The 17795-nt window shown below is 69.8% G+C and carries 21 protein-coding genes; 8 read left to right on the top strand and 13 right to left on the bottom strand.

The window, feature by feature from the left end:
* Window positions 1–22: 22 nt before the first annotated feature.
* From OED52_RS00415 to OED52_RS00425, 3 genes are all read right to left on the bottom strand, one after another.
* Window positions 23–826 (bottom strand): anti-sigma factor, encoded by an 804-nt coding sequence (locus OED52_RS00415; RefSeq protein WP_264152768.1) that lies wholly within the window; start codon window positions 824–826, stop codon window positions 23–25.
* Window positions 813–1391 carry a sigma-70 family RNA polymerase sigma factor gene (locus OED52_RS00420; protein ID WP_264152770.1) on the bottom strand — a complete coding sequence of 193 codons (579 nt, stop codon included), beginning with the start codon at window positions 1389–1391 and terminating at the stop codon, window positions 813–815. Before OED52_RS00420 ends, OED52_RS00415 begins: the two co-directional genes overlap by 14 nt.
* Before the next feature lie 77 nt (window positions 1392–1468).
* The gene (locus OED52_RS00425; protein WP_264152771.1) at window positions 1469–2098 is read right to left on the bottom strand and encodes a DUF1365 family protein; all 630 of its coding nucleotides are present in this window, start codon (window positions 2096–2098) and stop codon (window positions 1469–1471) included.
* Window positions 2099–2456: 358 nt separating this feature from the next.
* On the opposite strand from OED52_RS00425, the gene OED52_RS00430 reads away from it, so the two are divergent.
* The gene (locus tag OED52_RS00430) at window positions 2457–3122 is read left to right on the top strand and encodes a fasciclin domain-containing protein (protein ID WP_264152772.1); all 666 of its coding nucleotides are present in this window, start codon (window positions 2457–2459) and stop codon (window positions 3120–3122) included.
* A gap of 29 nt (window positions 3123–3151) precedes the next feature.
* Window positions 3152–3736: a lipocalin family protein gene (locus tag OED52_RS00435; protein WP_264152773.1), complete on the top strand. Its 585-nt coding sequence runs from the start codon at window positions 3152–3154 to the stop codon at window positions 3734–3736.
* Between the two features lie 67 nt (window positions 3737–3803).
* On the opposite strand, the gene OED52_RS00440 is transcribed toward OED52_RS00435, so the two are convergent.
* Genes OED52_RS00440 through OED52_RS00450 form a run of 3 tightly spaced genes read right to left on the bottom strand, consistent with a single transcriptional unit; the run spans window position 3804 to window position 8003 of the window.
* The gene (locus OED52_RS00440) at window positions 3804–5264 is read right to left on the bottom strand and encodes an SDR family oxidoreductase (protein WP_264152774.1); all 1461 of its coding nucleotides are present in this window, start codon (window positions 5262–5264) and stop codon (window positions 3804–3806) included.
* Entirely contained in the window at window positions 5261–6625 is a 1365-nt protein-coding gene (locus OED52_RS00445; RefSeq protein ID WP_264152775.1) for a TIGR01777 family oxidoreductase, read from the bottom strand. The genes OED52_RS00440 and OED52_RS00445 overlap by 4 nt, the downstream gene beginning before the upstream one ends.
* Window positions 6626–6647: 22 nt before the next feature.
* A complete protein-coding gene (locus tag OED52_RS00450; protein WP_264152776.1) occupies window positions 6648–8003 on the bottom strand; it encodes a cryptochrome/photolyase family protein in 1356 nt (451 codons plus the stop codon).
* A 29-nt stretch (window positions 8004–8032) separates the two neighbouring features.
* Here OED52_RS00450 and OED52_RS00455 point away from each other — a divergent pair, with 29 nt between their 5' ends.
* A complete protein-coding gene (locus tag OED52_RS00455) occupies window positions 8033–8254 on the top strand; it encodes an RNA-binding S4 domain-containing protein (RefSeq protein WP_264152777.1) in 222 nt (73 codons plus the stop codon).
* Between the two features lie 54 nt (window positions 8255–8308).
* Here OED52_RS00455 and rraA read toward each other — a convergent pair whose 3' ends face one another.
* Window positions 8309–8797, bottom strand: coding sequence for a ribonuclease E activity regulator RraA (gene rraA / locus OED52_RS00460; protein ID WP_264152778.1), 489 nt, complete (start codon window positions 8795–8797; stop codon window positions 8309–8311).
* A gap of 157 nt (window positions 8798–8954) precedes the next feature.
* On the opposite strand from rraA, the gene OED52_RS00465 reads away from it, so the two are divergent.
* Complete coding sequence (locus OED52_RS00465; RefSeq protein ID WP_264152779.1) at window positions 8955–9701, top strand: FadR/GntR family transcriptional regulator; 747 nt, start codon at window positions 8955–8957, stop codon at window positions 9699–9701.
* 20 nt (window positions 9702–9721) lie between these two features.
* Here the strand turns inward: OED52_RS00465 and OED52_RS00470 are convergent, their stop codons facing one another.
* Together OED52_RS00470 and OED52_RS00475 are read right to left on the bottom strand one after the other, a co-directional pair.
* A complete protein-coding gene (locus OED52_RS00470; protein WP_264152780.1) occupies window positions 9722–10102 on the bottom strand; it encodes a DUF5313 domain-containing protein in 381 nt (126 codons plus the stop codon).
* Between the two features lie 18 nt (window positions 10103–10120).
* Complete coding sequence (locus OED52_RS00475; protein ID WP_264152781.1) at window positions 10121–11968, bottom strand: AMP-dependent synthetase/ligase; 1848 nt, start codon at window positions 11966–11968, stop codon at window positions 10121–10123.
* Between the two features lie 66 nt (window positions 11969–12034).
* On the opposite strand from OED52_RS00475, the gene OED52_RS00480 reads away from it, so the two are divergent.
* Both OED52_RS00480 and OED52_RS00485 read left to right on the top strand, forming a co-directional pair.
* The gene (locus tag OED52_RS00480; RefSeq protein WP_264154792.1) at window positions 12035–12415 is read left to right on the top strand and encodes an ArsR/SmtB family transcription factor; all 381 of its coding nucleotides are present in this window, start codon (window positions 12035–12037) and stop codon (window positions 12413–12415) included.
* Window positions 12412–13041, top strand: a complete 630-nt coding sequence (locus tag OED52_RS00485) for an SRPBCC family protein (protein ID WP_264152782.1) — start codon at window positions 12412–12414, stop codon at window positions 13039–13041. Before OED52_RS00480 ends, OED52_RS00485 begins: the two co-directional genes overlap by 4 nt.
* A gap of 10 nt (window positions 13042–13051) precedes the next feature.
* On the opposite strand, the gene OED52_RS00490 is transcribed toward OED52_RS00485, so the two are convergent.
* Entirely contained in the window at window positions 13052–13285 is a 234-nt protein-coding gene (locus OED52_RS00490; RefSeq protein ID WP_264152783.1) for a hypothetical protein, read from the bottom strand.
* Window positions 13286–13408: 123 nt separating this feature from the next.
* A complete protein-coding gene (locus OED52_RS00495) occupies window positions 13409–13681 on the bottom strand; it encodes a hypothetical protein (protein WP_264152784.1) in 273 nt (90 codons plus the stop codon).
* Window positions 13682–13781: 100 nt separating this feature from the next.
* Here OED52_RS00495 and OED52_RS00500 point away from each other — a divergent pair, with 100 nt between their 5' ends.
* Both OED52_RS00500 and OED52_RS00505 read left to right on the top strand, forming a co-directional pair.
* Window positions 13782–14510, top strand: coding sequence for a GAF and ANTAR domain-containing protein (locus tag OED52_RS00500; RefSeq protein ID WP_264152785.1), 729 nt, complete (start codon window positions 13782–13784; stop codon window positions 14508–14510).
* A 66-nt stretch (window positions 14511–14576) separates the two neighbouring features.
* Window positions 14577–16130: a succinic semialdehyde dehydrogenase gene (locus tag OED52_RS00505; RefSeq protein ID WP_264152786.1), complete on the top strand. Its 1554-nt coding sequence runs from the start codon at window positions 14577–14579 to the stop codon at window positions 16128–16130.
* A gap of 388 nt (window positions 16131–16518) precedes the next feature.
* On the opposite strand, the gene OED52_RS00510 is transcribed toward OED52_RS00505, so the two are convergent.
* Window positions 16519–16704, bottom strand: a complete 186-nt coding sequence (locus tag OED52_RS00510; RefSeq protein WP_264152787.1) for a hypothetical protein — start codon at window positions 16702–16704, stop codon at window positions 16519–16521.
* Between the two features lie 207 nt (window positions 16705–16911).
* On the bottom strand, window positions 16912–17685 hold the full coding sequence (locus OED52_RS00515; RefSeq protein ID WP_264152788.1) for a DUF427 domain-containing protein: 774 nt from the start codon (window positions 17683–17685) through the stop codon (window positions 16912–16914).
* Window positions 17686–17795 lie beyond the last annotated feature (110 nt).

A 17795-nucleotide genomic window follows, 5' to 3' on the forward strand; every position in this document is an offset into this window, starting at 1 on the left:
CCTCCGCGGTGCGCGGGTCATGTCAATCGAGGGGGAGCTGGGCGAACATCGCCGTCGGCTGCGTCGATCCACCCGCGGGCTCGACGCTGAACCCCAGTGCCGTGGCCCCGGAGATGTCCTCGAGCACCGCGGTCGTCGACGGGGCGACGTCCTCCGGTGTCATCGTGCCCGCGGGCTGCGGACCGTCCGGCCCGATCAGCCACATCTGGTAGACGGTGCCCTCGCTCGGCGGGGCGACGTTGTTCATCACCAGCACACCGGCGTCCTCCTCCTTGGAGAACACCACCGTCGCGGTCCCGCCCCCGTCGAGCACACCCGACGACGTCCGGACGTCCTCCGCGGCGAAGACCCGCTCGGTGGTCGGCCGGTCGGTCTGCGTCCACTGCGAGGCCACCACGACCCCGCCGATCGCCACCACCGCCGCGGCCGCGGCGGCCAGCAGGAAGTTCCGGCGGCGGCCCCGGCGACGTTCGTCGAGAGAGACCGGAGGCGCAGGTGTGTCCTCGGCCGGGGACGGTGCCTCGGCCGGGGACGGTGCCTCGGCCGGGACCGGTGGCTCCACGGGCGCGTCCCTGGTGGACAGTTCGCCGTGCACCAGATCGAGCAGACGCACCCGGAGTTCCGGCGAGGGCTCGGTCGCGGTGCCCGCGGACATCGCGGCGAGGGTCTCCCGATACTCGCGGACCTCGGCGGCGAACCGCTCGGCGGTCTCGGGGTCGGCGGCGGCGAGGCGCGCGGTGATCTCCTCGCGCTCGGCGGGTGTGACGGCGTCGAGAGCGAACACGGGCGCCATGTCGAGCAGGTCGCGGAAGTCATCGTTCGCCATCGGTGGTCACCCCCAGACAGTTCTTCAGTCGTTTGAGCCCGTCCCGGATGCGCGACTTCACGGTCGGCAAGGGCGACGAGAGTTCTTCGGCCACCTCGGTGTACGTGAGTCCCCGGTAGTAGGCCAGTTCCACGGAGCGGCGCTGCAGGTCGGTGAGCGAACCGAGACAGTCGTTGACGCGGCGGCGGTCCTCGCGGCGGCCGACCTCCTCGCTCACCGAGTCGAAGGCCGCGTCGACGCTGATCGAACCGTAGTGCGCCTCCCGGTCGGCTCCGGACTGTTCGCTGCGCACCCGGTCGACGGCACGGCGGTGGGCCAGCGTGATGATCCAGGCCAGCGCCGAACCCTGTCGCGGGTCGAAGTTCGCGGCCGTCCGCCAGACCTGGAGGTAGACCTCCTGCGTGGTCTCCGCGCTGTAGCCGGGATCGCGGAGCACGCGCAGCACCATGCCGTACACCCTGCTGCGCGTGGCGTCGTAGAGTTCCGCGAACGCGGCGGGATCCTGACGAGCGACACGGGAGAGCAACTCACCGAGGGTGTGGGTGTCGCCTCCGACGCCGGTCATCGGCTCGATCCGCTCATCGGATGAGAGCCTAGCCGGACAATTGCCCCTGCTCAAGGCAACCGTCTCCGACACGACCGTCACCCCGCCCCGGTCCGTCCCCGCACGATCGCCGAGAGCGTGAGGGGCACCCGTTCACCGCTGATCGCCGCAGTGAACGCCCGGCCGTCGGGCCGGTGCACCCCGACGCACACGGCGAAGACGTCACCCCGCCTGGTGGCGACGTCGCTCCAGCCGACCTGCAGCGTGCGGCAGTGGGACCTCCCGTGACGGTCGTGGATCTCGACGAGCAGGTGGGCCGGGGTCCCGTCCGGTTCGTGACACCAGAACAGATCCACGGAGTCGCCGGACGGATGCATGTCCAGCAGCGCCGTGATCCGCCCGCCCGACACTCGCAGTCCCTCGGCGGCGAGGTGGCCCTCCACCCGGTCCCGAAAGGTGTCGGCACGGAGGGTGTCGGATGGGCTCGCGGTGAAGCGGTCCCACGGATCGAGCCGCGCGAAGGGACGCGCCCACCAGGGCAGCTCCGGCAACCGGTCGACGTCGACCGCCCAGCCGTAGCCGTACTGCTCGCGGGCGGGACGGTCGCCGGACACCGGTGTACGGCGGAGGAAGGTGCGGTAGATCGCCGGGGCGGCCGTGGCCTCACCCGACACGAGGCCGAGCTCGCTCCCGAACATCGCCGCACCGCGGAGAAGGTCGGACAGCATGAGCGTCTCCCCCCGGGCACGTGGTCTGGTCGCCGGACAGTGTGCATGTCCGCGCGACCGGCCGCGATACGAGGGTGCCGTGGACCGGACCCGTCCGGCCGGGTGCGTCCGGACCGGGCAGGTGTGGGGAGGGCGATCGCCGGGTAGCACTCGGAGGTGGGTCCGGGAGCGATCCGAGGTGGTGTGCATGACCGGTATTCGGAACCGGTCGGCGAACGGATGGGTGCGGGCCCGGGGACGTGTCCCCGAAATTTCTTTTCCGGTCCGACCCATCCGCCCCGGGACCGGCGCCGAATGACAGGTGACACACCCGATCGACGTGGCCGCCGAGGCCACGCGTCCCGAAGGGAACCGAACCATGAACATCACTGCGCGAAAGAGCCTGGCCGCCGTCGGAATCGGCGCGATCTCCCTGCTGGGTGTCGCGGCGTGCTCCGACGATTCGGGCTCGGACGAGACCACCGACGTCATCGTGGAGGAGACCACGATGATGGAGACCACCACGACCACCACCTCCGCGTCCGCCGCGCCGGCGTCCGCGCCGGTCGGACCCGGGTGCGCGGACTACGCGGCGGCCAACCCCACCGGCCCCGCCTCGCTCGGCGAACTCGCGGACCAGCCGGTTGCCGAGGCCGCGGGGAACGTGCCGATGCTGACCACACTGACCCAGGCCCTGTCGGGACAGCTCAATCCCGATGTGAACCTCGTCGAGACGCTGAACGACGGAGAATTCACCGTGTTCGCGCCGGTCGACGACGCCTTCGCTGCCCTGGATCCGGCCACCGTCGAGACGCTGAAGACCGATTCGGCAATGCTGACCGACATCCTGACCTACCACGTCGTCGCGGGTGAGATCGCTCCCGCCGACATCGCCGGCACGCAGACCACCGTCCAGGGCGGCACGGTCGAGGTCACCGGTGAGGGCGAGATGTGGAAGGTCAACGACGCCAACGTCGTCTGCGGGGGTATCGAGACCGAGAACGCGACCGTCTACCTGATCGACGGCGTGCTCCTTCCGCAGTAACCGATCGGATCCACGGAAAGGTGGACTTCATGCGTGTATCCGGAATTCGGGGCCTCGCGGCGGTGGCGATCGCCGCCGCGGGCGCGCTCCTGTTCGCCGCCCCCGCCTCCGCAGCGCCCCTCACCCCTGTCGGGGAACTGGACGTGAACCGGTACGTCGGGCAGTGGTACCAGCTGGCCGCCAATCCGGCCCCGTACAACCTCGACTGCGTCCGCGACACGACAGCGTTCTACACCCTCCAGGGTGATCGTGATGTGCGGGTGGAGAACTCGTGCACCACGATCACGGGGGCGCGTCGCGGGATCGTGGGTAACGCCCGGATCAACGACACCGCCTCGCTGCACGTGGCGTTCCCGAGCGTGCCCTTCCAGGACTCCCTGGACGGGCCGAGCAACTACATCGTTTCGTATCTCGCGGACGACTACTCGTGGGCGCTCGTCGGTGATCCGACCCGGATCTCCGGGTTCGTGCTGTCGCGGTCGCCCGTCGTGGATCGGGCCGTCTGGCAAGAGATCCGCCGCGTCGTCGAGGAGAACGGGTACAACTCGTGCCTGATGCTCACCTCACCCACCACCGAGGGGCTGCAGGAGATCCGTCCGCTCTGCACGGTCTGACGCATCCGCTCACCGTTTCGCCGTCCGCTGCAACGATTGCTGCAGCGGACGGCGAAGTGTGTGGCGGTCAGCGTTCCGCGTGGGCGATGTTCTCGAGCATGCCGCGGAAGATGATGCCGTGGAAGGGAACCAGGGAGTACCAGTAGGCCCGCCCGGCGAGGCCCCGGGGGAAGAACACGGCCCGCTGGTGCAGCCGCGACCGGCCGCCCTCCCGCGGTTCGACGCGCCATTCGAGCCACGCCCCGCCGGGTGCGCGCATCTCCGCCCGCAACCGCAGCAGTTCGGGACGGTGGATCTCCTCGACCCGCCAGAAGTCCAGGGCGTCACCGGTGTTCAGGACGCGGGGATGACGGCGTCCGCGGTTGGGTCCGACACCACCGGCGAACCGGTCGAGCCAGCCACGTACCGTCCACGCCAGCGGGAAGGAATACCAGCCGTTCTCGCCGCCGATGCTCTCGATCGTCGCGAACACCTCCTCGGGTGACGCATCGGAGTCGAGGCTGCGTTCGTCGGTGAAGACGACCTCGCCGGCCCAGTCCGGGTCCGACGGCAGCGGATCGGCGGGTGCGCCGACGGGGGAGGCGTCGGCCCAGGTCGTCTCCACCTCGCCGCGTTCGATCCGCCCCAGCGCCAGGCGCACCGCGTCGCGGTAGCCGGTCAGTCCCTCCTCCGGGGGCGGGATGATCGCGTCGATGTCGTGGTTGCGCATCACCGCGTCGTTGGAGAGCGATTCGATGAGCGACCGGCCGAGCCCCGGCGGGATCGGCGTCACCAGACCGATCCACAGGCCCGCGAGTTTCGGTGTGAGAACGGGTAGTACGAGGATTCGCCGCTTCGCCAGTCCCGCGACCTCCGCGTACTGCTGCATCATCTCGCCGTAGCGCAGGACGTCCGGGCCGCCGATGTCGTAGGCGCCGCTGCGTTCGAGGGGCGCGTCGGCGGCGGCGACGAGATAGTGCAGCACGTCGCGCACCGCGATCGGCTGGATCCGGTTGTCCACCCAGCGCGGCGTGGTCATGACGGGGAGCCGGTTGCTCAGGTGCCGGATCATCTCGAACGACGCCGAACCCGAACCGATCACGACACCGGCCTGGAGTACGAGGGTGGGCACACCCGAGTCCACGAGGATGGCCCCCACCTGGGCACGGGAGTACAGATGGGGCGACAATTCGCCCGAATCGGGATGCAGTCCACCGAGATACACGATGCGCGAGACCCCTCCGTCGCGGGCCGCCTCGGCGACGTTCTGCGCGGCCTGCTTCTCGGCGTCGACGAAGTCCTCCTTGCCGCCCATCGAGTGCACCAGGTAGTACACGACGTCGATGTCGCGGCACGCCTGCTCCAGCGACCCGCGGTCGCCGAGATCGCCGCGCACGATCTCGACGTCGCCGGCCCACGGCACGTCCTGCAACTTGCGGGGATCGCGGACCAGGACCCGGACGCGGTGGCCGGCCTCGAGCAGTCGCGGGGCCAGGCGGCCCCCGATGTATCCGGTGGCTCCCGTGACGAGGATCCGCAGCCCGCTCACGGCTGCTCCAGGATCCGGCCGAGCTGGTGCCGCAGCGACGATTCGAGGTCGGGACGCCGGAACCGGTGCCCGTGGTCGATCAGTACCTTCGGGACGACGAACTGGCTGGCCTCCGCCAACTCCCGTGCTCCCTCGTCGCCGAGCAGCAGCCGCGGCCCGAAACCGGGCACCGGGAGCCGGGCGGGCCGGTGCAGTACCGCGGCCAGGATTCGCGTGTACTCCTCGTTGCGTACCGGTTGCGGTGCAACGGCGTTCACCGGTCCGGAGACCTCCGGATCGGCGAGGGCCCGGTGGTAGACGTCGACGAGGTCGTCGATGTCGATCCACGACAACCACTGCCGGCCGTCGCCGAGCCGCCCGCCGAGCCCGGCCGCGAAGAGCGGGCGCATCAGCTGCAGGGTGCCGCCGCGCGGGGTCTGCACGATGCCGGTGCGCACGTGCACGACCCGCAGTCCCTTCTTCTCGGCGGGACGGGTCGCTTCCTCCCAGTCGGCGACGACGTCGGCCAGGAATCCGTCGCCGCGCGACGATCCTTCGTCCAGCGGGGTGTCGCCGCGGTCGTAGCCGTACAGGCCGATCGCGGAGGCGGAAACGAAGGTGGCCGGGCCGTTGGGGGTGTGGGCGGCGAGTTCGGCGAGACGACGGGTCGGTTCGATCCGGCTGCCGCGGATCGCGGCCTTGTGGTCGTCGGTGAACCGGCCCGCGATCGAGGCCCCGGCGAGATGGACGACGGCGTCGACGCCCTCGAGCAGGTCGGGTGCGGGATCGTCCGGGTCCCAGCGGCGTTCGTCGTCGCTGCGGGGTTCGTGGCGCACCAGCCGGATCACGCGGTAGTCGCCGGTGGAGAGGAAGGCGGTCAGTGCGGTGCCCACGAGCCCGCTCGAGCCGGTGACCGCCACGGTGCCCGGCCGCACCCCCTGGTTGTGGGACCAGCGGTGGCTCGCCAGGTCGTCGGCGAGTTGGCGGTGGCGGTAACGGAAGGTCTGCGTGAGCAGGCGGCCCGGCACGGGTGTGTCCACCCGGTCGATCACACGGGTTCGGAACTCACCGGCCTCCTCGAAGCGGTGCTCGTGCCGCCACGACCCGACCAGCCTGGCCGGTTGCGACATCACGCCCGCGTGGGCGAGCTCGTCCACGAAACGTGCAGGCGGGTCGTAGCCTTCGGGATCGTGTCGGGCGACCCAGCGCAGTCCGCCTGGCAATCCGAGGACCGCGGTGCCGGATTCGAGCGAGGCGGACTCGGTCACGACGTCCATCGGCTGCCAGGGCGGCAGCAGCCGCCGGATCGCACCGGGACGCGAGTGCCAGTCGAACACCTCCTTGCGCGGTGCCTGGATCACGCTCGAGAACTCGATGGACATGGCGTCTCCTCGTGCCGATCTGTCAACGTGGGGGTCGGATACGTGCGTACCGGTCCAGCGCGACCCGACGTTCGTGGGCGTGGTCGACGATCGGTTCCGGATAGCCTTCCGGTGGACCGTCGGGCAGACTGTGCACGCGGGAGCCCTCGACGTTCCGGAGCTCGGGTACCCACCTGCGCACGTATTCACCCGTCGGATCGAACTTCTCGCCCTGCCGGGTGGGGTTGAACACCCGGAAGTAGGGGGCGGCGTCGGTGCCGCACCCGGCCGTCCACTGCCAGTTGTGCTGATTGGACGCGAGATCCCCGTCGACGAGACACCGCATGAAGTGGCGGGCACCGCGCCACCACGGCAGGTGCAGGTCCTTGGTGAGGAACGACGCGACGATCATGCGCACGCGGTTGTGCATCACGCCCTCGGCGAGGAGCTGGCGCATCCCGGCGTCGACGATGGGGAAACCGGTGCGGCCCTCGCACCACGCGGCGAACAGTTCGTCGGCATCGGGGCCGCTGTCGTAGGTGATCGCGTCGAAATCGGCGTTGTAGTTGGTGCGGGCCGTCTCCGGCCGGTGGAACAGGACGTCGGCGTAGAAGTCGCGCCAGGCGAGTTCGCTGCGGAAGGTGACGGCGCCGTCGTTGTTCCGGTCCCGGAGGTCGTGCAGGAGGGTGCGGGGGTGGATGCACCCGAACTTCAGGTACGGCGACAGTCCGCTGGTGCCGTCGAAGGCGGGGCGGTCGCGGTCGGTGGCGTAGCGGTCGAGGGTGCCGTCGCGGAACTCGCGCCAGCGGCGCAGGGCGGCCTTCTCGCCGGCCGGGGGCAGCGAGTCGACGGTGGCCTCGGGGACGGGGACACGCAGGCCGGTGTCGCCCGGATCGATCCAGCCGATCGTGTCCGCGCCGGTGACAGCGGGGGAGTGCCATCCGTGTTCGCTCCAGGCGCGGCGGAACGCGGAGAACACCTTGTAGGGCGACCCGTCGGGTTTCGTCACCCGGCCGGGGGTGACGGCATAGGGGGAGCCTGTCGCGACCAGTGGCACGTCGCGGAGGGCTTCGGCGACCGCCTCGTCGCGGCGCGTCCCGTAGGGGCCGTGGTCGGAACTGATGTGGACCTCGGCGGCGTCGAACTCGCGGACGACGGCCGGCACGACCGTCGCCGGATCACCCTGCGCGACGAGCAGGCGGCCGCCGAGGTCGTCGTCGAGCGCCCGTAGGCAGTTCGTGAGGAAGGCGCGCCGCCGCGGACCCGAGGGGCGGAGCAGGGCGTCGTCGAGGACGAACAGCGCGACCGCCTCGTCGGCGGCGTCGGAGGCCGACAGCAGCGTGGGCAGGTCGTGCAACCGGAGGTCGCGGCGGAACCAGACGACGGCGGGACGGCTCATGGATTCCAGTGTGGGGGACAATGGCACTCATGTCCGATGCCTTCGATGTTCCGATCCGCGACGAGTCGATCCGTCTCGGCCAGTTCCTGAAGCTGGCGAGCCTGATCGAGTCGGGTTCCGAAGCGAAGGAGGTGATCGCCGACGGCCTCGTGTCGGTCAACGGCGAGGTCGAGGTGCGGCGCGGCCGTCAGCTGAAGGTCGGCGACGTCGTGGAGATCGCCGGTGCGAGAGCGCGGGTCGCGAACGGGTAGGACGCGACCCGCGCTCTCGGGAGCGTCTGGGGCGCGACCCGCGCTCTCGGAGCGTCAGTTCGCGGCGCGGACGACGACGCCGTCGGAGTCGCTGTAGACGATCTCGCCGGGGTTGAAGGTCACGCCGCCGATCTCGACGGGGACGTCCTTCTCACCCGAACCGGTCTGGGTGCTCTTGCGCGGGTTGGTGCCGAGCGCCTTGATGCCGATGTCGAGGGTGCGCAGGATCGCGGAGTCGCGGACCGCGCCGTTGACGATGACGCCGGCCCAGCCGTTGTCGACACCGCGTCCGGCGATGATGTCGCCGACGAGGGCGGTGTGGATGCTGGCGCCGCCGTCGACGACCAGCACCCGGCCGTTGCCCGGCTCGGACAGGGTCTGCTTGACGAGCAGGTTGTCCTGGAAGCAGCGGATGGTGGTGACGGGGCCGGCGAACTCGGTGCGGCCGCCGAACTGGATGAACTGCGTGTCGCAGCTGCGGATGTCGGGGCCGATCTCGTCGGCGAGGTCGGCGGTGGCGATGAATTCGATGGCGTCGCTCATGGTGCGAGGATAAATGGGACGCGCGTACGGTGTTCTGCGGGTGCCCGTGTCCGCCCGATCCGTCCCGCTCCGGGCAGGGATGGGCCGAAGGGGTGAATTCGGTAGATTCTTGTATCGTTACGCGACGCTTTCCGCACGACACGTACAGGATGGGGACATGCCACTCGACGGCCGTTCGACAGTTGTCCGGGTCCCCAAGGCCGGGGAACTGATCGCTGCGAATCTCCGTCGGCAGATCATCACGGGCGAGCTGAAGGCGGGGGACCCGCTGCCGAACGAGGCCGCGCTCATGGAGCGGTTCGGGGTGTCCCGGCCCACGCTGCGCGAAGCGTTCCGTATCCTCGAGTCCGAGGGCATCATCACCGTCCTGCGCGGCGCCCACGGCGGGGCGCGGGTGCAGGCACCGGACGGCTCCACCGCCGCCCGCTACACCGGGCTGCTCCTGCAGTACCGCGGGGTCGCCCTCGCGGACGTCTACCGGGCTCGCACCGAGATCGAGGTGTCGGCCGTGGGCTTGCTCGCGACCGGTCCCGCCGGGAACGTCGAACGGCTCGCCGAGGTCGTCGAACGCGGCGAGGAGGTCGCGGGCGATGTGCACGCCTTCGCGAAGTACGACGCCGAGGTGCACCGCACGATCATGGAACTCGGTGGCAACGACACCCTCGAGGTCCTCGCGGGAATGCTGCTCGACATCATGGACGCGCACGCCGCCCTGTTCATCTCGCAGCGCACCCGCACCGACGGTCCGGGACCGGACGTCGTACTGCGCGCGAACCGCAAGCTCGTCACACTGCTGCGCGACGGGGAACCCGGAGCGGCACAAGCGTTCTGGCGCAAGCACCTCGACAGTGTCGAGCGGTACATGACCGAGGACGAGACCACCCTCGTCGAGGTGCTCTCCTAGAACCGATCAGGTAGGGCCGATCAGGCTACGCGGCCCATGCGGCGTTCGTAGTCCTCGCGTTCGCGGGCCGCGCGGGCCTGTGCCTTGGCGCTGAGCAGTTCCGGATCGAGGCCGTGCTGCTGGAGACGGTGCCGCTGCCACACGCGCATGAGTGCCACCGAGAAGTAGACCCAGGGCAGGAACAGCAGCAGCATCATCGACAGCGGGATCCACACCGGACCCGGGATGAGCAGGAAGAACAGGAGCAGTGGGATGACCGGAAGGTTCCACCGCAGCAGGTAACGCCGCATCCCGCCCGGGCCCAGGATGTCGTTGCGGACCCAGTCCTGCATCTCCGGGGGGAGCGGTCGCCCGACCATGTAGCCGATGCGCTGCAGCAAATTCGGTCGTGCACTACTCATGTGGTCCAGAATAGGCCGTCATTCCTCGTAGAGACGTGTGAGGTCCGTCGCGAAGCTGTCCACTACGACCCTTCTGCGAAGTTTCATGCTCGGGGTGAGGTCCCCCGCCTCCACCGACAGCTCACGATCGATGATCGAGAACTTCTTGACCTGCTCCCATCGGTTGAGCTGCAGGTTGAGCTCGTCGATGTATCCGGAGATCAACTCGCGGGTCTTCTCGTGGCGGGCGATCTCCTCGAACGACGCGTCCCCGAGACCGTTCCTGCCGGCCCACTCGGTGATCGATTCGGAGTCGAGACCCACCAGCGCCACGCAGTACGGCTTGCCCTCGCCGTAGGCGACGAGCTCGGAGGCGTAGGGGCAGATGCCCTTGAAGGTCGCGGCCAGTGCCGACGGGGCGACGTACTTGCCCTGCGACGTCTTGAACATGTCCTTCTTGCGGTCGGTGATCCGCAGGTAGCCGTCCTCGTCGACGTTGCCGATGTCGCCGGTGTGGAACCAGCCGTCCTCGGTGAGGGACTCGGCCGTCGCGTCGGGGCGGTTGTGGTAGCCGGTCATCACGCCCGGTCCCCGGACCAGCACCTCGCCGTCCTCGGCGATCTTCACCTCGGTGCCGGGAACCGGCCAGCCGACGGTGCCGAGACGGTTGGCATAGGGGCGGTTGACGAAGGTCGCCGCCGAGGTCTCGGTCAGGCCGTAACCCTCGAGCACGGGGATGCCCACCGCGTCGAACCACTCGCCGACGTCGGGGTTGAGCGCTGCGGAACCGGAGATGAAGAAGCGCAGCCGGCCCCCGAAGCGTTCGCGGATGGTGGAGAAGACCAGTCTGTCCGCGAGGGCGTGCTGGAGGTTGTCGAGCAGGCCGGGGGAGCGGCCCGCCTGCTTCGCCTCGGACACGCTGCGGCCCACACCGACGGCCCAGTCGAAGATCTTCTTCTTGACGCCGCCCTCCTCCTCCATCATGTGCTCGACGCGAGCGTGGGCCTTCTCGAAGATGCGCGGGGCGGCACCCATGAAGGTGGGCCGGACGACCGCGAGGTTCTCGACGATCTTGTCGACGCGGCCGTCGACCGCGGTGGGGAAGCCGATCTGCAGCGGCAGGGTGAGCAGGACCTTGCCGAAGACGTGCGACAGCGGCAGCCACAGATACTGCAGATCGTCGGCGGTGAGCATGTGCAGCGCGTCGATCGCGGCAGCCTCGTAGGTCCACGCCGAGTGCGGCAGGCGCACGCCCTTGGGCTTGCCGGTGGTGCCGGAGGTGTAGATCAGGGTGGCGAGATGGTCGGGGCCGAGGCTGTGGATCCGGTCCATCACCGCACCGGAGTCGTCGGAGAGGAGACCGCGGCCGAGTTCGGCGAGGTCGTCGAGGCCGATCACCCAGTCACCGTCGCCCTGCCCGTCGACGACCACGACCTTCTTCACCTCGGGCAGGTCGCCGCGGTGGGCGAGGAGCTTCTTCACCTGGGAGTCGTCCTCGGCGAGGACGACCCGGCTGCCGGAGTCGGACACGATGAACGCGACGTCCTCGGCGTGGGTGGTGGGGTAGACGGTGGTGGTCGCGGCACCGGCGCACATGACGGCGAGATCGCCGAGCACCCACTCGTAGCGAGTGGACGACGCGAGAGCCACCCGGTCCTCGGTCTCGACGCCGAGCGCGATGAGTCCCGCGGCAAGCAGCCGGACGCGTTCGCCGGTCTGCTCCCAGGTGACGGACGTCCAGCCGTCCTCCCCGTCGGGGTACCGGAACGCCTCGCTGTCGGGGGTGGCTGCCACGCGGTCGATGAAGAGCCGGGCGACCGAGGGCGCCCGGTTGTCGATGACGGCCTGGTCGACCTTTTCCTCGGAGACGCGCTTCGGAGTCGTCATGCGCCCAGTCTAGGAATGTGCGCCGTCCTGTTGTGGAATATAAGTAGGAACTTATATAGTGAGGGCATGCACGGGTTCGAGGTACTCGCTGATCCGGTTCGCCGCCGGATCCTCGAACTGCTCGCCGAGGGTGCGCAGGCCGCCGGGGACATCGCCGCGACCATCACGCGGGAGTTCTCCATCTCGCAGCCGGCGGTGTCGCAGCACCTCAAGGTGCTGCGCGACCACGACTTCGCGATCGTGCACAAGGACGGCACCCGCCGCCTGTACGAACTGCGACCCGCCGCACTCACGGAACTCGAGACGTGGCTCGCCCGCCTGCACCCGCCGGTGCTCTCCGCTCTCGACGCCCTCGAAACCGAGATCGCCCGCGGCCGCCGCGAACGGCGCACGCGGGGGAGCATGCCCGGCACCCGTGCCACCGACGAACGGAGGAGATCCTCATGAACCACGTGATCCCGAACGAGGACACGAGCCGCCGGACGGTCGGGCACCGCACCGTCGACGACCGCGACGCCAAGGTCGTGACCGTCTCGCGCAGCTACCGGACCACCGCCGAGGACCTGTGGGAGGCGTGCACCGACCCCGAACGGCTCCCGCGCTGGTTCCTGCCGGTCAGCGGTGACCTGAAGGTCGGCGGCAGATACCAGCTCGAGGGCAACGCCGGGGGAGAGGTTCTCACCTGCGATCCGCCCCGGAGCTTCTCCGCCACCTGGGAATTCGCGGGAGCCGTGAGCTGGATCGAGGTGTCGGTCCTGGACGAGCCGGGTGGATACGCCCGCCTCGAGATCGTCCACATCGCCCACCCCGAGGAACACTGGGAGCAGTACGGTCCCGGCGCCGTCGGAATCGGCTGGGACCTCGCCCTCCTCGGTCTCGGAATCCACCTCGCCTCCGGAGAGTCGGTGGATCCCCAGGAGTTCGAGTCCTGGTCCATGTCGGAGGAGGGACTCGCGTTCATCCGCGGCAGCAGCGCGAAGTGGGGCGAGGCCGATATCGCCGGCGGCGAGGACCCCGAACAGGCCCGCGCCGCCGCCGAGCGCACCGCGGCGTTCTACACCGGGGAGCAGTGACGGACCGCGTCTACCGATCGTCGGTACGCCACCTCTGCAGCGCGTTCGCGTACGCCGCCTTCGACCGCCGCGCCTGCGGGGTGCGTCTCGCCACCCGCAGCGCCGCACGATCGAAGGCGTTGAGCGACAGCCTTCTTCGGGTCGGCTCGGGCGCCGACCCGATCCCGGTGAGGGCGAACGGGTGCACCGTCAGGCCCGTGACGTCGGTGCCGGTGGGTTCGACGGTGCCCACGTGCACCCGCACCGCACCTCGACGCCGAGCCGGTGGGCAGTTTCGCTCCCGACAGCCCCACCACCCGGGTGGGGTACTGCACCGACCCCATCGCGTGCGAATAACCGGATCGCAGAACCGATTCCAAGCGCGCGCTCATCGTCGACGGTGATGCCGAGCATCCTGCTCCTCGAGGGTGGGCACGTGATCCACCGGGTCCGACGACTCGAAGCCGCGGCGCTGGAAGTAGACGGCGCGCGAGTAGGTGGACATCCGTTCGAGCAGCGAATGGATGTGCAGGTCGGTCCACATGAGGTCCAGGTGCAGCTGGACGTCGAGGAACCACACCACCTCGGCTGCGCCCGCACCGATGACCCCGTAGGCCGGGATCGTGGCCGTCGCGGAGCGGATACCGGGTGACCGGCGCATCCGCCCGTCCAGGTCAGCGAGGCGTGTCGTGCGAGGACATCCCTGTGGGAGACTCGGGACGATCGCACCCCGGGATCGCACACGGAGGAACGGAGTCCGTATGGGCACGTCGTCGGAAGAGGGTGATCTCGGCCGCCGCATGGCGCAGCTCGCGCGGGGGTTCTTCCGCCCGGCCGATCTCGGCGAGACGCTGCGCGGCGTGACCGCCGCCGCGGTGGAACTGGTGGAGGCGGCCGACTGTGCCAGCATCCTCGTCGTGGAGGGCCGCAGGGAGTTCCGGTCGATCGGCGCCACCTCGGAGCTGCCGCCGCAGCTCGATGCGGTGCAGGAGCGGCTCGGTGAGGGACCCTGCCTGGACGCGGCCCGCAAGAATCTGGTGGTGCGCTCGGACGATCTGCGCGCGGAGAGCCGGTGGCCGGGTTTCGCTGCGGAGGCCACGAAGGCGGGTGTGCTCAGCACCCTGTCGTTCCAGCTGTATCTCGCCGAGGACACGATGGGGGCGCTGAACCTCTTCTCCTGCGAGGCCGGAGCCTTCGATCCGCAGGCCGAGGCGATCACCGAGGTACTCGCCGCACACGCGGCGATGTCGCTGAGTGCGGCCCGCACCCACAGTCAGTTCACCTCGGCGCTGGCCAGTCGCGACACGATCGGCCAGGCCAAGGGGATGATCATGGAACGTTTCGGCGTCGACGCGCTCGCGGCGTTCGACCTGCTGCGTCGCCTGTCCCAGGACAGCAACGTCCCGCTCGCCGACCTCGCGGAGCGGATCGTCGAGGCGGGCCCCGGTCGGGGTGCCGGCGGGACACCTGACGGCGGGCGACCTGTGTGACAGGACGCACCAGGCACCGGTAGGTTGTGTGCGACTGCAAGAACTACTCACCGGTAGGGGTGCATCATGCCAGCTCCGAGCGTTGCGACCTTCGAGCGACTTGCCGCTCTCATCGCGATCCCCGACGCCGCCGACCGGCCCACGCGCCCGGTCGTCGAGGCGTTCACGGGACGTGAACTGGCCACCGTGCCGGTCGGCACCGCCGAGGACGCGAAGGCCGCCATCGAGCAGGCGCGGGCCGCCCAGGTCGCGTGGGCGCGGAAGCCCGTGAAGGAACGCGCCGCGATCGTGCACCGCTACCGCGAACTCGTGCTCGCCCGCCGGGCGGAACTCATGGACATGGCCCAGGCCGAGACCGGCAAGTCGCGCAGCTCCGCCCAGGAGGAAGTGCTCGACATCTCCATGACCGCCCGGTACTACGCGCGGGTCGCGCCGAAGCTGCTGCGGCCCCGCAAGGCCACCGGCATGCTGCCGGTGCTGACGAAGACCACCGTCCGGCACCACCCCAAGGGCGTCGTCGGCGTGATCGCCCCGTGGAACTACCCGATGACCCTCGCGGTGTCCGACGCGATCCCCGCGCTGCTGGCCGGCAACGCCGTGGTCCTCAAGCCCGACAGCCAGACCCCTTACTGCGCCCTCGCCGTCACCGAACTCCTCTACGAGGCGGGGGTGCCGCGCGACGTCTTCGCCGTCGTGCCCGGCCCCGGCACGGTCGTGGGGACCGCCATCGTGGAGAACAGCGACTACCTGATGTTCACCGGCTCCTCGGAGACGGGACGCCTGCTCGCCGAGCAGGCCGGTCGCCGGCTGATCGGGTTCTCCGCCGAACTCGGCGGCAAGAACCCGATGATCGTCACCGCCGGGGTGAACCTCCGCGAGGTCACCGACGCCGCGGTGCGCGCCTGCTTCTCCAACGCCGGTCAGCTGTGCATCTCGATCGAACGGATCTACGTCGAGAAGTCGATCGCCCCGGAGTTCATCCGCATGTTCGGCGCCCGCGTCCGCGACATGACGCTCGGCCCCGGCTACGACTTCGGCACCGAGATGGGCTGCCTCATCAGCGAGAACCAGGTCAAGACCGTGACCCGGCACGTCGAGGACGCCGTCGCCAAGGGTGCGACGCTCGTCGCCGGCGGGAAGGCCCGCCCCGACCTCGGCCCCCTCTTCTTCGAACCCACCGTGCTCACCGACGTCCCAGAGGACGCCGAGTGCCACCGCAACGAGACGTTCGGGCCGGTGGTGTCCATCTACCCGGTGGACGACGTCGAGGAGGCGATCCGGCAGGCCAACGACACCGAGTACGGGCTCAACGCCTCGGTGTGGGCGGCGAGCAAGGCGCAGGGCGAGGCGATCGCGGCACGGGTGCGCGCCGGCACCGTCAACGTCGACGAGGGCTACGCCCCCGCCTGGGGCAGCACCGGCGCCCCGATGGGCGGCATGGGCATCTCGGGCATGGGCCGGCGGCACGGCGCCGAGGGGCTGTACAAGTACACCGAAGCGCAGACGGTCGCCACCATGCGGCTGCTCAACCTCGACGGTCCGCGCGGCCTTCCGCGGAAGGTGTGGGCGAAGATGCTGCCGCACTTCGTCAAGGCCATGCAGTGGCTGCCCGGTAGGTAACGGGCTCCCGGCCGTTGTACATGGTCTTCCCCGACACCGGGGCCCTGCCCGTCGTCGGTATCGCGGTCGGCCGGGCGTATCTGCCTCACATGTCGCTGGAGCAGGGAGGCCGCCTGATGACGCAACTGCTGCGGCGGTGAACCGGCGTCCCGGTCCGTTCGTGAAACATTCGCCCGCGGGTGTAACACTGCTGCGCCCACGGCGATGATCTTGGCGACGGCCGTCCTCCCCCCTTCGGTCGTCGGGGTTCGCGTGCACAAACTCCCCCCTGCGTGCACGCGGACGCAACGGCCCCGCCGGTCCCGTACCGGAGGGGCCGTTCTGCGTACGGGGCATCGTGCGGGGTCCCCCTTCTGAGAGGGTTCACGAAGGGAACCGCCCCTTGCGCTCAGGGGATGGGCGTGGGGCGGCTGGCCCGGCCGCCGCAGCGGTCGAGCGTCCGGTCGGCTTCGTGGTCAGCGGGAGGTCTCGCCGGACCCGCTGTCGCCGGGTCGGCGTCGACGACGAAGGCGACGACGACGAAGGCGACGACGACGAAGGCGACGAAGACGCAGCCTCCGGTCGTGCCCGGCATCGCCCGGGAGGGGACAGAGCAGGAGCACCACGAGGAGCACGCCGACCAGATATGCGGCGGTCGTCCCGAGGAACAATCCGATCAGCCCTACCAGGAACATGCCGATAGTGTTACCCGACGTAACGTGAAAATACACCCTTCTACGCACCGGAGTGGAGGAATTCACGTTACGTCGGCCGATCGTTACCCGCCCTCGACGGTGCGCCCCTAGCGGTCCTCGACCGTGATCTCTGCTGCGTCGTCGTAGAAACAGACGTATCCGGCGATGAACTCCATGCCGGGGAACGGCTCGGGATACGACCACGCGACGTTCTCCGCCGCCGGCGGCCCCGCATACGACCAGTACCGGGCGGTGCCCTTGTAGGGACAGCCCGTGTACAGGTCGGACTCCTCGAGCAGCGAGAAGTCGACGTCCTCGGGCGGCAGGTAGAAGCGGGTGGGCAGACCCGTCTCGAACACCAGCACGGGAGCGCGCGTCTCACCGACCACGGTGCCGTCGATGGTCACCCGCACGTGCCGGGAACTGCGCAGCGCGTCGACCCGGTGGTGCGGATCGCGGGGGTGGGTGAACACCTCGGTGTCCTCCTCGAACCACCGCTCACCCTCGTCCTCGACGTCGCCGGGGGTCTCGCCGTGCCGGAACCATGCGAAGACCAGCCGGTCGTCGAGACCGTCGACGTCGAGCTGATACACCGCCGAATAGGCCCGCCGGTCGCCGACGACGATGTCGTACCACTGCCACACGTCCGGGCGGGTGCGGCTCGGCGAGCGCGACGCGGAGATCAGGTCGATCCGCACGTCCTCACGCGGGAAGGCGTAGAAGGGGACGGGTTTGCCGGGAGCCCAGACCAGCACGGCCCGGGTGCTGTCGACGACCGTTCTGCCGAACCACTCTCCCCGGATCCGCCGATCGGTCGGCTCGTACAGGTAGTCGTCGGTGTCCACCGGCCGACGGAGCACAGCGGTCTTGCGGGCAGCCATGACCCGACCGTATCGCGCGACGCGAGGAAGGGGACGGAACCGGTGGAAGGGGTACCCCCCGGGCATCCACCCCGGAGAGCCGCTCCCGGCGTCCACCCATCCGCTCCGCC

The sequence above is a fragment of the Rhodococcus sp. Z13 genome (assembly GCF_025837095.1).
GTDB classification, from domain to species: domain Bacteria; phylum Actinomycetota; class Actinomycetes; order Mycobacteriales; family Mycobacteriaceae; genus Rhodococcus; species Rhodococcus sacchari.

Bases quoted from the DNA above. Each gene is read 5' to 3' on its own strand.
- OED52_RS00415 (WP_264152768.1), bottom strand. From the start codon at position 826: ATGGCGAACGATGACTTCCGCGACCTGCTCGACATGGCGCCCGTGTTC.
- OED52_RS00420 (WP_264152770.1), bottom strand. From the start codon at position 1,391: ATGACCGGCGTCGGAGGCGACACCCACACCCTCGGTGAGTTGCTCTCC.
- OED52_RS00425 (WP_264152771.1), bottom strand. From the start codon at position 2,098: ATGCTGTCCGACCTTCTCCGCGGTGCGGCGATGTTCGGGAGCGAGCTC.
- OED52_RS00430 (WP_264152772.1), top strand. From the start codon at position 2,457: ATGAACATCACTGCGCGAAAGAGCCTGGCCGCCGTCGGAATCGGCGCG.
- OED52_RS00435 (WP_264152773.1), top strand. From the start codon at position 3,152: ATGCGTGTATCCGGAATTCGGGGCCTCGCGGCGGTGGCGATCGCCGCC.
- OED52_RS00445 (WP_264152775.1), bottom strand. From the start codon at position 6,625: ATGTCCATCGAGTTCTCGAGCGTGATCCAGGCACCGCGCAAGGAGGTG.
- OED52_RS00450 (WP_264152776.1), bottom strand. From the start codon at position 8,003: ATGAGCCGTCCCGCCGTCGTCTGGTTCCGCCGCGACCTCCGGTTGCAC.
- OED52_RS00455 (WP_264152777.1), top strand. From the start codon at position 8,033: ATGTCCGATGCCTTCGATGTTCCGATCCGCGACGAGTCGATCCGTCTC.
- rraA (WP_264152778.1), bottom strand. From the start codon at position 8,797: ATGAGCGACGCCATCGAATTCATCGCCACCGCCGACCTCGCCGACGAG.
- OED52_RS00465 (WP_264152779.1), top strand. From the start codon at position 8,955: ATGCCACTCGACGGCCGTTCGACAGTTGTCCGGGTCCCCAAGGCCGGG.
- OED52_RS00470 (WP_264152780.1), bottom strand. From the start codon at position 10,102: ATGAGTAGTGCACGACCGAATTTGCTGCAGCGCATCGGCTACATGGTC.
- OED52_RS00475 (WP_264152781.1), bottom strand. From the start codon at position 11,968: ATGACGACTCCGAAGCGCGTCTCCGAGGAAAAGGTCGACCAGGCCGTC.
- OED52_RS00480 (WP_264154792.1), top strand. From the start codon at position 12,035: ATGCACGGGTTCGAGGTACTCGCTGATCCGGTTCGCCGCCGGATCCTC.
- OED52_RS00485 (WP_264152782.1), top strand. From the start codon at position 12,412: ATGAACCACGTGATCCCGAACGAGGACACGAGCCGCCGGACGGTCGGG.
- OED52_RS00495 (WP_264152784.1), bottom strand. From the start codon at position 13,681: ATGCGCCGGTCACCCGGTATCCGCTCCGCGACGGCCACGATCCCGGCC.
- OED52_RS00500 (WP_264152785.1), top strand. From the start codon at position 13,782: ATGGGCACGTCGTCGGAAGAGGGTGATCTCGGCCGCCGCATGGCGCAG.
- OED52_RS00505 (WP_264152786.1), top strand. From the start codon at position 14,577: ATGCCAGCTCCGAGCGTTGCGACCTTCGAGCGACTTGCCGCTCTCATC.
- OED52_RS00510 (WP_264152787.1), bottom strand. From the start codon at position 16,704: ATGCCGGGCACGACCGGAGGCTGCGTCTTCGTCGCCTTCGTCGTCGTC.
- OED52_RS00515 (WP_264152788.1), bottom strand. From the start codon at position 17,685: ATGGCTGCCCGCAAGACCGCTGTGCTCCGTCGGCCGGTGGACACCGAC.